The organism is Dactylosporangium sp. CA-152071, from assembly GCF_050936335.1.
GTDB lineage: Bacteria > Actinomycetota > Actinomycetes > Mycobacteriales > Micromonosporaceae > Dactylosporangium > Dactylosporangium maewongense.
Map to the genome: position 1 here is coordinate 1550445 of NZ_JBNJMZ010000001.1, position 14672 is coordinate 1565116.

The 14672-nt window shown below is 74.1% G+C and carries 15 protein-coding genes; 7 read left to right on the top strand and 8 right to left on the bottom strand.

The annotated features are described in order from the left end of the window. Nucleotides 1-13: 13 nt before the first annotated feature. Genes ACQEVZ_RS06575 through efeO form a run of 3 tightly spaced genes read right to left on the bottom strand, consistent with a single transcriptional unit; the run spans nt 14 to nt 2937 of the window. Nucleotides 14-667, bottom strand: coding sequence for a DedA family protein (locus tag ACQEVZ_RS06575; RefSeq protein WP_344513590.1), 654 nt, complete (start codon nt 665-667; stop codon nt 14-16). Next, nucleotides 655-945, bottom strand: a complete 291-nt coding sequence (locus tag ACQEVZ_RS06580) for a phosphatase PAP2 family protein (RefSeq protein WP_433362664.1) — start codon at nt 943-945, stop codon at nt 655-657. The genes ACQEVZ_RS06575 and ACQEVZ_RS06580 overlap by 13 nt, the downstream gene beginning before the upstream one ends. A 48-nt stretch (nt 946-993) precedes the next feature. After that, on the bottom strand, nt 994-2937 hold the full coding sequence (efeO, locus tag ACQEVZ_RS06585) for an iron uptake system protein EfeO (protein ID WP_433362667.1): 1944 nt from the start codon (nt 2935-2937) through the stop codon (nt 994-996). Between the two features lie 234 nt (nt 2938-3171). On the opposite strand from efeO, the gene ACQEVZ_RS06590 reads away from it, so the two are divergent. Further along, nucleotides 3172-3834: a phosphatase PAP2 family protein gene (locus ACQEVZ_RS06590; RefSeq protein WP_433362670.1), complete on the top strand. Its 663-nt coding sequence runs from the start codon at nt 3172-3174 to the stop codon at nt 3832-3834. 10 nt (nt 3835-3844) lie between these two features. Continuing rightward, nucleotides 3845-4279, top strand: a complete 435-nt coding sequence (locus ACQEVZ_RS06595; protein WP_433362673.1) for a hypothetical protein — start codon at nt 3845-3847, stop codon at nt 4277-4279. Between the two features lie 6 nt (nt 4280-4285). Here ACQEVZ_RS06595 and ACQEVZ_RS06600 read toward each other — a convergent pair whose 3' ends face one another. After that, a complete protein-coding gene (locus ACQEVZ_RS06600; RefSeq protein WP_433362676.1) occupies nt 4286-5110 on the bottom strand; it encodes an alkaline phosphatase family protein in 825 nt (274 codons plus the stop codon). Between the two features lie 165 nt (nt 5111-5275). Between ACQEVZ_RS06600 and ACQEVZ_RS06605 the strand changes: the two genes are divergently transcribed. The 5 genes from ACQEVZ_RS06605 to ACQEVZ_RS06625 are packed head-to-tail and all read left to right on the top strand — an operon-like array spanning nt 5276 to nt 9870. Continuing rightward, nucleotides 5276-6436, top strand: a complete 1161-nt coding sequence (locus tag ACQEVZ_RS06605) for a glycosyltransferase (protein WP_433362679.1) — start codon at nt 5276-5278, stop codon at nt 6434-6436. Continuing rightward, nucleotides 6433-7218, top strand: coding sequence for a polysaccharide deacetylase family protein (locus tag ACQEVZ_RS06610; protein ID WP_433362682.1), 786 nt, complete (start codon nt 6433-6435; stop codon nt 7216-7218). The genes ACQEVZ_RS06605 and ACQEVZ_RS06610 overlap by 4 nt, the downstream gene beginning before the upstream one ends. Continuing rightward, entirely contained in the window at nt 7215-7670 is a 456-nt protein-coding gene (locus ACQEVZ_RS06615) for an NAD-dependent epimerase/dehydratase family protein (RefSeq protein WP_433362685.1), read from the top strand. The genes ACQEVZ_RS06610 and ACQEVZ_RS06615 overlap by 4 nt, the downstream gene beginning before the upstream one ends. Continuing rightward, nucleotides 7667-8821, top strand: a complete 1155-nt coding sequence (locus tag ACQEVZ_RS06620) for a lysylphosphatidylglycerol synthase domain-containing protein (RefSeq protein ID WP_433362688.1) — start codon at nt 7667-7669, stop codon at nt 8819-8821. The genes ACQEVZ_RS06615 and ACQEVZ_RS06620 overlap by 4 nt, the downstream gene beginning before the upstream one ends. Next, nucleotides 8707-9870, top strand: a complete 1164-nt coding sequence (locus tag ACQEVZ_RS06625) for a glycosyltransferase family 4 protein (protein WP_433362691.1) — start codon at nt 8707-8709, stop codon at nt 9868-9870. Before ACQEVZ_RS06620 ends, ACQEVZ_RS06625 begins: the two co-directional genes overlap by 115 nt. A 123-nt stretch (nt 9871-9993) precedes the next feature. Here the strand turns inward: ACQEVZ_RS06625 and ACQEVZ_RS06630 are convergent, their stop codons facing one another. Genes ACQEVZ_RS06630 through ACQEVZ_RS06645 form a run of 4 tightly spaced genes read right to left on the bottom strand, consistent with a single transcriptional unit; the run spans nt 9994 to nt 14624 of the window. Further along, a complete protein-coding gene (locus ACQEVZ_RS06630; RefSeq protein ID WP_433362694.1) occupies nt 9994-12618 on the bottom strand; it encodes an FtsX-like permease family protein in 2625 nt (874 codons plus the stop codon). Further along, nucleotides 12612-13292: an ABC transporter ATP-binding protein gene (locus tag ACQEVZ_RS06635; protein WP_433362697.1), complete on the bottom strand. Its 681-nt coding sequence runs from the start codon at nt 13290-13292 to the stop codon at nt 12612-12614. The genes ACQEVZ_RS06630 and ACQEVZ_RS06635 overlap by 7 nt, the downstream gene beginning before the upstream one ends. Then, nucleotides 13282-14070: an ABC transporter ATP-binding protein gene (locus tag ACQEVZ_RS06640; RefSeq protein ID WP_433362700.1), complete on the bottom strand. Its 789-nt coding sequence runs from the start codon at nt 14068-14070 to the stop codon at nt 13282-13284. The genes ACQEVZ_RS06635 and ACQEVZ_RS06640 overlap by 11 nt, the downstream gene beginning before the upstream one ends. Beyond that, nucleotides 14067-14624 (bottom strand): hypothetical protein, encoded by a 558-nt coding sequence (locus ACQEVZ_RS06645; RefSeq protein WP_433362703.1) that lies wholly within the window; start codon nt 14622-14624, stop codon nt 14067-14069. Before ACQEVZ_RS06645 ends, ACQEVZ_RS06640 begins: the two co-directional genes overlap by 4 nt. Nucleotides 14625-14672: the final 48 nt, after the last annotated feature.

A 14672-nucleotide genomic window follows, 5' to 3' on the forward strand; every position in this document is an offset into this window, starting at 1 on the left:
ACAGCCTGCCGGGTCAGGTGGTGGAGGAGCGCCGGGCGCGGGACCGGGCGCGCAGCAGCTCGACGGCGATCGGTGCCACCGACACGACCACGATGCCGATCAGGATGAGCTCGATGTTGTCCTTGACGAATGTGACCTGGCCGAGGAAGTACCCCAGGACCGTGACGCCGCAGCTCCACAGGATGCCGCCGAGGACGTTGTAGACGATGAAGGTGCGGTAGTGCATGCGGCTGGCGCCGGCGACGATGGGGGTGAAGGTGCGCACGATCGGCACGAACCGGGCCAGGACGATCGAGCGGGCGCCGTAGCGTTCGAAGAACTCCTGCGCCTTCGTCAGGTACTCCTGTTTGAACAGCCGGGAGTCGGGGCGGCGGAACAGGGCCGGCCCGACCCGCCGGCCGAACAGGTAGCCGACCTGGTCACCGGCGATGGCCGCGACCGATACCAGCAGGCAGACCAGCCACAGTGGCTGGTGCAGGTATCTGCCGCCGGCGACGAGCAGTCCGGTGGTGAACAGCAGTGAGTCGCCGGGTAGGAAGAACCCGATGAACAGCCCGGACTCGGCGAACACGATCGCGAGGATGCCGATGAGGCCGAAGGTGGAGATGAGCCATTCGGGGTCGAGGAACTTGGGGCCGACGGCGAGGGTCGTGCTCAGGGCGTACACGATGCGGAACTCCCATTGAGGGGGTGGACGAGTCTGGTGACTGCTTCGATGACGAGGACCGAGGCGAGGGCGATGCCGAGACCGGCGAGGATGTCACCGGGGTAGTGCACGCCGACCCAGATCCGGGCGGCGCCGACGACGGTTGCGGTCACCAGGAGGGTGATCCCCCAGCGGCGGTACAGGAACCAGCCGATGGCGACGGCGATCGTGAACGCCGCGGTGGCGTGGTCGCTGGGCAGGGAGCCGCCCGCGTCGTGCGGGATCAGTTCGTAGTTCATCGCCGGTGACGGTAGGCCGGGCATCCTGAGAATCCGATGAAGGACCGTTCACGGGTGGGTGATCACCACCGGGACGGCGCTGACCTGCTCGGCGAGGGCGTTGACCGCGGCGGCGAGCAGCTGCACCTGTTCCCGGGTGAGCGTGTCGTAGGACGCGAACCCGTCGCCGTGGCGGTGCTTGCCGAGCTCGGCGGTGACTGCGGCGAATCGTTGGTCCAGGGCCGTGCCGAGGTCAGGCCGGCGGGCGTCCAGGACCGGCCGCAGCGTGTCGAGGGCGGCGCGGCAGCCGTCCACGTTCGCGGCGAAGTCCCACAGGTCGGTGTGGGAGTAGCGGTCCTCCTCGCCGGTGACCTTCTTCGCGGCGACCTCGTCGAGGAGGCTCTTGGCGCCGTTGGCGACCTCCAGCGCGGTCGGCGCGACCCCGTCGAGGCGGTGCCGCAGTTCGGTGACGTCGGACTCCAGCTGCACAGCGACGGGCGTGACCTCGGTCATCGGTGTGCCGTTCCACAGTTGCTGTTCGATGCGATGCCACCCGGTCCAGGGCTGGCCGGGGTCGAGGTCGCCGTCGCGGGCGTCGATGCGCGGGTCGAGGTCGCCGAAGGACTCCGCGACGGGTTCGATCCGCTCGTACGGGGTGCGGGCCGCCGCGTACAGCGCCTGGGCACGGCCACGGTCGCCGGCCTTGACCGCGGCGACGAACCCGGCGGTCTGCGCGGTCATCAGGTCGCCCTGTGCCAGCAGGTAGCGGTGATACGCGGCGGCGGCCGTGGTGAGGGCCGGGTCGGCGCTGGTGGTGCCGGACGGGGCACCGTCGGTGACGGTGAGCGGCCCGCGCAGGCCGGTGCCGGTCATGCCGGGTCTGCAGGAGGTGGTGTACGAGCCTGCCGCCAGTTCGACGTGCAGGGTGCGGGTGACGCCGGGCGCGATGTTCTCGACCTCGCCGATGATGCGGTCACCGGCCGCGTACACGTAGAACTCCGTCAGCTTGGAGCCCTTGTTCGTGACCGTGAACTCGCGGCCGCCCGCGGTGGTGTGCTCGGTGCTGACGGTGCAGGTGGTGTCGGTGGCGGTGACCGTGATCCGGTCGGTCGCGGGCGCGGCGGCCGGCCCGCCGCAGCTGCTGCTCGGGGTGAGGACGACCGCGACGACCGCGACCGCACCGACCCGCACCTTGGCCGGTGCGGTGACCGGACGGAAGTACAGCAGCAGCATGACGGCGGCGAACCCGGCCCAGGCGAGCACCTCCAGGACGGTCGCGCGGGTGGTGACGTTGACGGTGCCGGCCAGGAGCGTGGCGTACCACGAGGTCGGGTCCACGCCGGCGCTCACGTCGAAGGCGAGGGTGGTGCCGCCGGGCAGCACGGCCGCGCTCTGCAGGCCGTGCACGGCGTACTTGAGGATCCCGGCCGCGACCAGGATCAGCAGGACCGCGGTCCAGGTGAAGAACCGGCCGAGGTTGATCCGGGCGGTCGCGGTGCTGATCAGCCAGCCGAGCCCGACCGCCACGGCGACCCCGCTCAGCATCCCGGCCAGCGGCGCCGCGGACTCGCTCGCCCCCTCCGCGGCGGCGAAGACCAGCAGCACCATCTCCACGCCCTCACGCACGACGGCGAAGAACGCGGTCGCGGCGACCGCCCACCCGCCGACGCTCAGCGCGGTGGCCAGCCGGTCGGTGAGCTCGCCCTTGAGCGTGCGGGCGGTCCGGCGCATCCAGAAGATCATCGCGGTGACCAGGACGACGGCGGCGAGGGAGGTGACGGCCTCGAACAGCTCCATCCGCACGCCGCTGCCGAGCCACCCCGCGACCGTGGTCAGCAGGACACCGAGCCCCGCCGACAGCAGGATCGCCACCGCCACCCCGGCCCACACGTGCGGCAGCCGATCCCGCCGCCCCGCCTGGACGAGGAACGCGACCAGGATGCTGACCACGAGCGCAGCCTCGAGACCGTCGCGCAGACCGATCAGGAAGCTCGCGAAGAACACCGTTCCCACGCACTCACTCCAAGCAAGGTTAGGCTAACTTCGCTAGACTCCTACATCTTGTAGGAGTGTGCAAGTCGGCCTCGTGCCGCCGCTGGAGCGCCTCAAGCATCGCCGTCGTGGAGTTCGCGCTGGTCGCCCACGCGTGGTGGTCGGCGGCCTGACACCGGCACGTTCAGCGGACTCTCAGGCCGCCCTCGGCACACTGCCCGGCATTCCCGGCACGTGCATCCGGAGGCGGCGCACATGGATCGAGCACCTCGGCATCTGCGGACCTGGCTGCTGGCGGCGGCGGCGGCCGCCACGGCCGGATTCCTGGCCCTCACCGCCGTCGTGGTGGCCCGCGTCGCGGTGGTCGAGCGGTTCGACAACGGCATGAGCAGCACGGCCCGGCAGTTCGCGGCCGGGCACGTCCGCTGGCGCACGCTGATGTCGTTCGTCACCCACACCGGTGACTCGGGCGTGCTGGTGTCCCTGGCCCTGCTGACCTTCATCGTCCTCGCGTGGCGCCAGCAGTGGCAGGCGGCGCTGCTGGTCGTCGCCGCCCCCGCGGCATCGGTCGCCATCCGGGTCACGGTCCTGCACCTGGTGGCCCGGGAGCGGCCCGTCGACCGGCTCACGGCGATCTCTGGATGGTCGTTCCCATCGGGTCACACCACGTCCAGCGGGGTCGCGGCGGGTGTCGCGATCCTGCTCGTGCTCGCCTACGTGCGGCGCGAGCCGCTGCGGACCGCCCTGATCGTCACCGCCGCCGGATGGGCCGTGCTGGTCGGCGTGAGCCGTGTCGCCCTCCTCGCGCACTGGCCGACCGATGTCCTCGCCGGTTGGTTCCTCGCGACCGCGGTGACGACGGCGTTCGCAGCGGGCCGCACCGGCGCCGCCAAGCAGCCCCAGCAGCCGGCTTCCTGAGGTGTTCGTCGTGCGCCAGGTCGAGGCACCGCTGTTCGCGGACGGTCTGCCCGGCGGCCGGCCGCAGCGGCGAGATCGGGCCGGCGCCGCCGACAGCCGCGGACGCGGCGATCACCCGGCCGTCGGCGTCGACGACCTGCACGAAGGTGCGGTCCCGGGGCGACGGCCGGATCGCGGCGGTGAGGCTCGCCCCGCCGGACTGGCCGACCGCGGCCGCCATCTGGACGGCCCGCTGATTGGTGGTCTGGTTGACGTTGTCGAGCAGGATCAGCCGCGCCGCGACGACGAGCGCGATACCGCTGAGGATCGACGCGACGGCGACGACGAGCGCGGCGGCGAGCGCGGAGCGCATCCGCACGCCGAGCCGCCGCCGCACCCGGTCCCTGAGCTTCGTCCTGCCCGCCATACCTGGCAAGGCAACCCGGTGCTCCTGAACCCACGCTGAAGCGCGCTACTGGAGGGTGAGCGTCCCGGCGTCCGCGGCCGCGCCGAGCGGCGGCAGGCCGTAGGCGTCCTCGATCGTCCGCAGGATCGTGTAGTGATCGATGCGCGCGGTCCGGTTGCCGGGGGTGACGCCGGCGCCGAGGACGACCGTCGGGATGTGGTTGCCGTCGGTGCGGTTGTCCTCGTCGAAGGTGAGGATGAGCAGGCTGTTGTGGGTCTCGGCCCAGTCGATGTAGCCGCCGAGGGTGTGGCGCAGCCACGCGTCGGCGTCGGCCTTCGGGCAGTCGTGCATGTCGTGGCACAGGCCGGGGATGACGAACGCCACGGTCGGCAGCCGGTCGTAGTCGGCGGGCAGGTCCGTCAGCGGCCGGTTGACCTCCGCGGGCACGTTGTCGAAGTTGACCCACGGGTTGTGCCGCCGCACGTAGCTGCCGGCGGCGCAGACCGCCGAGCCGACGGCCGGCAGGTCCTCGGCGTAGCCGGCGAACGTGTGCCCGGCGTCCAGCAGCTGCCGGGCGAGGTTCGGCTCGTCGTGGAACGTGTGCCCGCAGTGGTTGTCGGTGACGCCCTGGGTGGAGCCGGAGAACAGGGCGAGGTAGTTGGGCTGGCTGGGATGGGTCTCGCCGTACGCTGCGGTAAAGTTCGCTCCGCGGCGGGCCAGGTCGCTGATGTACGGGGTCTTTCGGTGCCCGATCACGGCGTCGTACCGTTTGTTCTCCATCACCACGATCACGATGTGGTCGGGCCGCGTGGTGCTCGATGGCGGTGCGGCGAGGACCGCACCCGTGCCGAGCAGTGAGGTGCCCACCAGGATTGCCGGAATGATACGCATTCCTACAATTTGTAGGAGATCGTGGGTGCGCGGGTCGAGCGCCACGGTCGTGTCACCGCTTCGTGGACCGGCGGCTGTTCAGCGTCCTTTCAGGTTGGCAGGCCGAACATCCACCGCAGCCTGGCCCATCCGGACCGGCGTCCCGGACCCGAAAGGATCGGACCGATGACGGCACCGCTGATCCACGGCCGGTCGGCCCGCGTGGTGGTCGTCTCCGCCAGCTTCGGCGCGGGCCACGACGGCGCGGCCGCCGAGCTGAGCCGTCGGCTGCGGCTGGACGGGTTCGCGGTCCAGCGGCACGACTTCGTCGACCTGCTGCCCCGCCGCGCCGGCCGGCTGCTGCGCGGCATGTACCGCCGGCAGCTCACCACGCTTCCCGCCACCTGGGGCTGGCTGCTGTCCGCGGTCGGCACCGCGGGCGTTGCGGCGGCCGCGTCCCGGCTGACCGCGCTCGCCGACGAGGCGACCCTCGCCGCGGTCGGCCCTGATGCCGCCGCCGTGGTCTCCACCTACCCGCTTGCTGGTCAGGTCCTCGGTCGGCTGCGTCGGGACGGCCGGCTGAAGGCTCCGGCGCTGACCTACCTGACGGACCTGTCGGTGCACCCGCTGTGGATCGCCGGCGGCGTCGACACCCACCTCGCCCTGCACGACGAAGCGGCCCGGCAGGCGCGCCGGCACGGCGCCCGCGACGTGCGGGTCGTCGCACCCGCCGTGTCGCCGGCGTTCGGCCGTACGCCCCCGGTCACCTCTCAGGTGCGGCAGCGGCTGCGGTTCGGTCTGCCGGCCGTGGCGCCGCTGGCGCTCATCGTCGCGGGTGCCTGGGGCGTCGGCGCCGTCGAGCGGGCCGCCGCCGACATCGCCGCCACCGGCCTCGCCGTCCCCGTCGTGGCGTGCGGACGCAACGACCCGCTGCGGCACCGGCTCGCTCGGACCGGACGGGTGGTCGCGCTCGGCTGGATCGACGACATGGCCGCCCTCATGCGCACCTGCCAGGTGGTGGTGCAGAACGCCGGCGGGCTGTCGTCCCTGGAGGCGCTCACCGCCGGCGTCCCGGTCGTGACCTACCGGTGCGTGCCCGGCCACGGCCGCAGCAACGCCGAGGCCCTCGACGTGGCCGGCTGGGTCCCCTGGATCCGCGACCCGGCCGACCTGGCCGCCGCGCTGCGCCAGGCGATGGTCACCCCGAACGCGTTCCGCCCGGCGGCGATCCGCCCGGAGACCGTCATCGCCGCAGCGGCCGGCATGCCGAGCCCGAGCCCGGTCCCGTCCGCGGTCCGGCCGCCTTCGCCGGTGGCGGACGGCGGTCCGCGGGTGGTGGCGGCATGAGGCGGGGACTGGCGTGGGCGGCCGGTGTCGCCGGTGCCGCGTGGGCCGTGCACGCCGCTCCCGCCGTCACCGCCTGCACGCCGCTGCGCCGCGCGGTGCTGCCCGGTCTCGCCGGGGCCGGGGCCGCCGGGCACGTCGCGCTGACCTTCGACGACGGCCCCGACCGCCGCTCCACCCCGCAGTTCCTGCGGGTGCTCGCCGAGCACGACGTACGGGCCACCTTCTTCCTGCTCGCCTCGATGCTGCAGCACGACCCCGACCTCGGCCGTGAGATCGTCGCCGCCGGCCACGAGGTCGCCGTGCACGGCTGGGCACACCGGTGCCTGCTGTGGCGCACCCCCGGTGCCACCGCCGACGACATCACCGCCGCCCGCGACCTCATCGCCGCGACGACCGGCGTGAGCGCGCGGTACTACCGCCCGCCCTACGGTGTGCTCACCGCCAGTGCCCTGCGCACCTGCCGGCGGATCGGCCTGCGACCGGTGCTGTGGACCAGCTGGGGCCGCGACTGGCGGGCCCGCGCCACCCCGACGTCCATTGTGGACACCGTCGCCGGGCGGCTCGCCGGTGGCGGCACGGTGCTGCTGCACGACTCCGACTGCACCTCGGCCCCCGGCTCGTGGCAGCGGACCCTGGCCGCGCTGCCCAGGATCATCACCCTGGCCCGCGACCGCGGCCTCACCGTCGGCACGCTCGGCGAGCACCTGGGCGAACAAGCGGGCGAACACGCGGGCGAACGAGCGGGCGAACGTCTGGCCGAGCGCCGCGTGGTGTCGGCATGACGTGGCTCGTCACCGGCGGCGCCGGATACATCGGCGCCCACGTCGTACGGCGGCTGCGCACCGCGGGGCAGCCCGTCGTCGTGCTGGACGACCTGTCCACCGGGATGCCGCACCGGGTGCCCGCCGACGTGCCGCTGACCGTCGCCGACGCGCACCACGCCGCGGCCGTACACCTCGAGACCCGGCGGGCCGTCGGGCGGATCTACAACGTCGGCAGTGGTCGCGGGGCATCGGTCCTCGACGTCGTGCGCACCGTCGAGTCCGTCACCGGGCTGCCGGTGCCGCGTCACGCGGGGGCGCGGCGGGCCGGGGACGCGCCCGCCGTCGTCGCGGCCGTCGGCCGGATCCGCGACGGGCTCTCCTGGCAGGCCTGGCACACGCTCGCCGACACGGTTGCCGCCGCGTGGACGGCCCGGCGGCACGACACGGTCGCGACGGCCGGACGGCCATGACGACCAGGGCGCGGCTGATCCTGCTGGCGGGCGGGATCGCCGTGGTGGTGTGGGCGGCGCTGCACCTGTCGTCCGTCGGCGCATCGTGGTCGGGTGCCTGGCGGCAGCTCGGCACCGTCACCTGGCAGTGGCTCGCCGCGCTCGGCGTCGTCTGGCTCGCCGGGCTCTGCGTGCACACCATCGTGCTCAGCGCCGCCATGCCCGGCCTCACCCACCGCCGGGCCCTCACCCTCAACCTGGCCGGCAGCGCCTTGTCCAATGTGCTGCCGCTCGGCGGCGTCGCCGGCACCGCGCTCAACCTCGCCATGGTCCGCGGCTGGGGCCACGGCAACCTCGACTTCGCCCGGTTCGTCATGCTGTCAAAGGCCTGGGACACGGCGGCAAAGCTCGTCATGCCACTCGTCGCCGTCGGCACGCTGCTCGCCACCGGCTTCCTGGACGCAGGCCCCAACGGCATGCTGTGGCTCGCGACGGCGGTATTCGCCGCCGGGACAGGTCTGCTCCTGGTCACCGCGCTCTTCGGCCGGGCGGGACCACTCCTGCGCGTCGTCGCGTTCGCCGAGCGGCTGCGGCACCGACGGCCCGGCTACGGCGCCGGCGCACCCAGTGCCGTGCCGGGCTGGACAGCTACGGCCGCGGCACTGCTGGACGGCACCGACCAGCTCGTCCGGAGCCGGTGGGCCGCATTGACCTGGGGCATGATCTCCTACTGGCTGATGCAGGGCGCCCTGTGGTGGCTGTGCCTGCTCGCAATCGGCGCAGCCATGCCATGGCCGCTGGTCGTCGCCGGCCTCGTCACCGAACGACTCCTGACCCTAGCCGGGATCACCCCGGGCGGCGCAGGACTCATCGAAGCCGGCACCGTCGGGCTGCTGATCGGCCTCGGCGCCGACGCTACCGGCGCCCTCGCCGGGGTACTGCTGTTCCGCGCGTTCATCTTCATCGCCGAGATCCCCGTCGGTGGCCTCGCCGCCGCGCTGTGGCTGCTGACCCGGCGCACCACTCCCCGAACCGGACCGTCCCGACCGGAGCCCCCATGCGGATCACCCACGTCACCGACGTCTTCCTGCCCCGCCTCGGCGGTATCGAGCTCCAGGTCGACGACCTCAGCACCCGCCAGCTGCACAGCGGACACCAGCCGACCGTCCTGACCACCACCGCGCCCGGTGCGGGTGCTGCCGGCGCGGTCCCGGTGCGGCGGCTCCGGCACGGCACGGCCGGAATCGGGCCCTACCGTGTCGCGCGGGAGCCGCTGCTGCTGCGGGCACTGCGGGCCGGTCGACCCGACGTGGTGCACGCGCACATCTCGGCGATCTCGCCGCTCGCGTGGACCCTGACCCGCCTCGCCGCCGCCGACGGCATCCCCACCGTCGTGACCGTGCACTCGATGTGGCACGACATCGTTCCCCTGGTGCGCCGCTACGCCCGCCGATACGGTGCCGCGTCCTGGCCGGTGACGTGGACCGCGGTCAGCACGGCCGCCGCGGCCGCGGTCCAGGGCGCCCTGGACGGCGCACCCGTCGCTGTGCTGCCCAACGGCATCGACCCGGCCGCCTGGCTGGCCCCGCCCGCCCCGCGCACCGGTGCGGCGCCGACCCTGATCAGCGTGCTGCGGATGGTCCGCCGCAAACGGCCCGCGGCGCTGCTGGACCTGCTCCTGGCGATGCGCACGATGCGGCCCGGCGGGTTCCGGGCCGTGCTCGTCGGCGACGGCCCGCTGCTGCCTGGGCTGCGCCGCCGGGTCGCCGCCGCCGGCGCCGAGGCTGACATCGTGCTCGCCGGGGCCCTGGACCGGCCCGCGATCCGGGCCCTGCTCGCCGCCGCCGACCTGTACGTCGCGCCGGCCCGGCACGAGTCGTTCGGCATCGCCGCCCTCGAGGCCCGCAGCGCCGGCCTCCCGGTCGTGGCCCGCGCCGGCAGCGGGATCGCCGACTTCATCCGGGACGGGACGGAGGGCTGGCTCGTGCACTCCGACGACGACCTGCGTGGGACGGTCGAATCGCTCCTGGACGATCCCGCGAGACTCACCGCCGTCGCCCGGCACAACCGCGCAGTCGCGCCCGGCGTGAGCTGGGGAACGGTTCTCGCCGCCGCAGACGCCCTCTACGACACTGCCGCACACCGTCAATGCCGCCTGCCGGTCCACTGTCGTGGCCAATTCGTGTCGCCACGCAACCCCAGCACCTCCTACACGTCGTAGGAGATGGTGGGGGAACTGCCTGCGCGCCGCCGCCCGAGCCGTGGACGCCGTCGCGGCGCGGGTGCCGGGCGCGGCCTCCTACGCCGTCAACGTCGCCCGCACCTGACCGGCCTGTGGTCGCAGTTACGGTTCGCGGAGCAGGGTCAGGTCGGGACGGCGGGTCCGGGCCACCACCGCGGCGACGGTGGCTGCCGCGGCGGCGACGCCCGACCCGATCACGACGGCGAGATAGCCCCACGGCACCGCGAGCCGGTCCGGTGGCGGGTCGAACACGCCGTTGAGCGTCGCGACCAGGACCAGGGCCTGCCCGACCCCGAGCGCCACCCCCGCGAGCACGGCCGGCCCGACGATCACGGCGGCCTCACCGGCGACGAACCCGGCGAGATGCCGGCGCCGAGCGCCGAGCGCCGCGGCGACACTGAACGTGCGCCGCCGCTCCGCCATGTCCACCGCCAGGACCAGGCCCGCCGCGGCGGCCGCGATCGCCAGCGCGAAGCCGAGCTCGATGCGGGTGAGCCCGCCGAGGTCGACGGCGGTGAGGCTGGAGCCGACCAGGGCCCGGCTCGTGGTGATGTCGGTGACGGCCGGGCCGGGCCCGAGCCGGGTGCGCAGCGCGGCGGCGACGGCCGCCGGGTCCCCGCCCGCCGTGTCGACGAGGTGCGTCCCGGGCCCCGCCCCGGCCTTCGCGGTCAGATACGTCTCGTTGACGACCAGGAAGCTGTCCGTCGGCGCGGTCGGGAACTCGTTGACGACACCGAGGAAGTGGAAGTCGACGGGAGTCGCCGCGCCCGTCCGGGCGTCGGTGACCCGCAGGGTGATCCGGTCGCCGGGCTGCAGCTGGAAGTCCACGACGGTCTCGGCGGAGACGAGGACCCCGTCGGGCTGCCGGCCGAGGCGTTGCATGAGCGCCGCGGCGGTACCGCCGGTGAACCAGCCGTCGGCGAGGTGCGCGCCGGCGGTGACCGTGGCGGGCCGCACCGCGTACAGGTCCTGCAGGTCCGCGCCGACATAGGCGAAGCGGTGCTGGATCGTCTCCACGTGCCGCACCCCCGGCGTGCCGGCGATCGCGCCGGCCAGATCGCCGCTGGAGTCGGCGGCGGTCACGGTCACGTCGGCGCCGTTGGTGAGGCGGGCGTCGACCTCCGCCTGCTGCCGGTATGTGGCGGTGAACCCGGCCGCGGCCACGGCGAACCCGACCGCGAGCGCGATCAACGTCACCGCTGTCGCGACCGCCCGTCGGCGCCGCCGTAGCCCGGCGGCGGCCGTGCCGGCCAGCGGACCCGCGGGTCCGCGCAGCAGCCTGGTCAGCGGCACACGCCCGAACCGCAATGCGAGCTCGACGAGCCGCCACAGCAGCAACGCGGCCCCGACCCACAGCAGCGCCGGACCGGCGAACGCCCAATAGTCCACCGCGATCCGCGGCGCCCCCTCCGGCGCCAGCACCAGCTGGTAGCCGGCCGCCGACGTGGCCCGCAGCACCAGGAACGCGGCCGCCAGCGCGGCGACGTCACCACCGAGGCGCAGGACCAGCGGCAGCCGATCGTGGTCGGCCCCGGCCCGCACCACGGCGACACTGTCGGCGCGCAGGGACCGCCAGGCGGGCAGTAGCACCGTGGCGGCCGCCACGGCGACCCCGGCGACGGCCGCGGCGGCGGACCACAGGGGCGTGCCCGGGTTGCCGAACACGGCCGCGCCGAGCGCCGCCGCAACCGCCACCCCGAGACCGGCGCCGAGAACTCCGCAGGCGGCGGACTCGACCGCGGCGACGGTCAGCACCTGCCGGGTGGTGGCGCCACGGGTCCGCAGCAGCGCCTGCTCGCGCTGCCGCCGCCGGCTCGCGGTGGCGACGATGACAGCGGTGAGCAACCCGGCGAGGACGGCGCCTGGGGTGGCCAGGAACAGGAACAGGGCAGTGGCGTACGCGGCGTCGGCCCTTGCGGCGTCCAGCGCCGCGCCGAGGTTGTCGGTGGTGTGGCCCGCTCCGGCGAGGTCCGCGTCGAGGTGCCGTGCGGCACCGCCGGTCGCCGTGTAGGCCCGGCCCGGGTCGGCGGGCAGCCTCCGGTCGGTCCGGGCGTGCACCTCGTCGGTGAACAGGTCGGCCCGCACAGCCCGCAGCGGCGTGAACATCTCCGCGAACGTGGTGTCCGGCAGCAGCAGCACGTTGTCCGGTGGTGCCACGGCGGTTCCCGGCGTGGTCCCGGCGAACATGGTGTCGGCGTGCGGCAGGTCCACCACCCCGGTGACGGTCACCTCCGCCGGCGTCAGGCCGGGCCGCTGGACCGTGATGACCGTGCCGGGCACGGCCCGCAGGTTCGCCGCCGTCTGCTGCGCCAGCAGCACGCCCTTGCCGTCGCCAGGACCGCCTCCGAGGTCACGGATCTGTCCCGGGAACCGGTCGCGGTAGCCGTCCGGCAGGCCCACGACGACGGCCGCCCCGGTCGTGCTCACCGACCCGCGGATTGTCGCGGCGAGCGCCGGCACGCGCACGTACGTGACGGGCAGCGCGGTGCGGACACCGGGTTCGGCACGCACCAGGTCCAGGACGGTCTTCGGGTCTGCGTTGACGCCCAGGTGTACCTGCCAGTCGACGCCGACGGTCGCGACGGCGCGCGTGGTCATGCTCTGCTGTGCCCTGCTGAGGAACGCGCCGAGGGTGGCGAGCAGCGCGACGGCGGTGCCGATCCCGGCCGCGGTGGCGAGCAGGCGGGCACCGCGGTGGCGCAGCAGCCCGTCGAGCCAGATCAGCATGTGTCTGCTCCGATGGGTGTGGTGCGGGTGAGCGTCCCGTGCGTCATCGACCAGCTGGTCCGCATCCGGGCGGCCACGGTCTCGTCGTGGGTGGCGATCAGCAGGGCGGCGCCGACGCGCTCGACGGTCGCCAGCAGCGCCGCGGCGAGGTGGGCGGCGGTCGGTCCGTCGAGGGCCGCGGTCGGCTCGTCGGCGACGACCAGCTCGGGCCGGCCCGCGACGGCACGGGCGACGGCGACGCGGTGCGCCTGCCCGCCGGACAGCTCGTGGGGCAGCCGGTCGGCAAGATGGCCGAGCTCCAGGGTGCGCAGTGCCTCGGCGGCGGCCTCGGCGGCCGCTTCAGCGGTGTGCCCGGCGAGTAGCAGCGGCAGCTGCACGTTCTCGAGGGCGGTGAGATCGGGCAGCAGGTTCGGCTGCTGGAACACGATCCCGACGCTGCCGGGGTGCTGCAGCGGCCCGCCGGGCAGCCGTGGCCAGGTGGCGGTGCCGCTGGTGGGCCGGTCGATGCCGGCGACGAGGTGCAGCAGCGTCGACTTGCCGGACCCGGACGGCCCGGTCACCGCGATCCGGTCCCCGGCGACCACGAGGCAGCTGACATCGTCGACGGCGGTCACCTCACCGAACGTGCGGCCCAGCCCGGTGCCGACGAACAGCACGGTGCCGTCACCCGTCATGGCCGGTCCGGTCTGTGCCCCGGTCTGCGGCTCGGTCTGCGGCTCGGTCTGCGGCTCGGTCTGCGGTTCGGTCTGCGGTTCGGTCTGCGGTTCGGGTGTCGGCTTGGTGGACATGACCGTCGTGGAGCTCGACGACCCGGTGCGCGGCGCGGGTGACGGCCCGGCTGTGGCTGGCGACGAGGACCGCGGTCCCGGCGACGGCGCGCGCGGCGAGCAGCGACAGCACCGCCCGCTCGGTGAACGCGTCCAGCTCACCGGTCGGCTCGTCGGCGATGAGCACCGGCGGGTCGTTGGCCAGCGCGACCGCGAGCGACGCCCGGGCCGCCTCACCTCCGGACAGCTGCCCCGGCAGCGCCCGGCCGCGCCCGTCGAGGCCGACGGCGCCGAGGAGCCGGTCGACGACACCGGCGTCGTGCCGCTGCCCCGCGAGCCGTCGGGCGAAGCGGATCTGCTGCCCGATCGTGAGGTGCTCCAGGAGGTTCCCCGACTGGTGCAGCACGCCGATGTACCTTGCTCGCAGCCGGGCCCGATCCGTGTCGGGCCGGCGGGTGATGCGCTGCCCGGCGACCCACACATCACCGCCGTCGGGTTCGTCGAGCCCGGCGAGACACTGCAGCAGCGTCGACTTGCCCGACCCCGAGGGCCCGGTCACCGCGACCCACTCACCGGCGGCCAGCTGCACCGACACCCCGCACAGCGCGACCACCTCCTCGTCGCCGGCGTGGAAGAACCGGTACAGCCGCTGCGCCCGTAGCACCGCCGCCGGTGGTGCGGTCACGGCAGCCACCGCACGGAGTCGGTGACGGTCCGCCACGGGTCGACGTTGTCGGCGCCGTGCGGCCCGGCGAGGGTCACGGTCAGCAGCGTCGCGTCCCGCCAGAACTGGTACCGCTCGACGTCGTCGCTGACCACCTTGCCGGTCACCGGATCCGCGGCGGAGTCGGCCCGGTACGTGATCAGCACCGCCGTGCCCGCCTTGCGGTCGACTGTGCTCACCGTGCCGGGCGTGAACCCGGCCGTGGTGTCCTTCAGCGCCGCGAGGTCGGCGGCGCCGCTGGCGGCGTCCGGCGGCGTGGCCCGCGGCGCGACGACGACCGTGATGGTGTTGAGCTTGTCGGTGAAGGTCGCTGTGTCGCCGGACTCGGCACGGGCCCAGCCCTCCGGCACCTTGATGCTGAACCGGCCGTCCGCCGGCCGGTACTCGACGAACGCCTGGTTGTCAGGGATGTCCCCGGCACCGCCGGTGTCCCCACCCGACCCGCCCCGGCCGCACCCCGCGAGCATGACGACGACGGCCGCGATGACCAGTGTCACAACCGAACGATTCCGCATGACCGGCACCGTAGGCGCGAGTGCCTGAAAGCCCGCTGAACGCGGGTC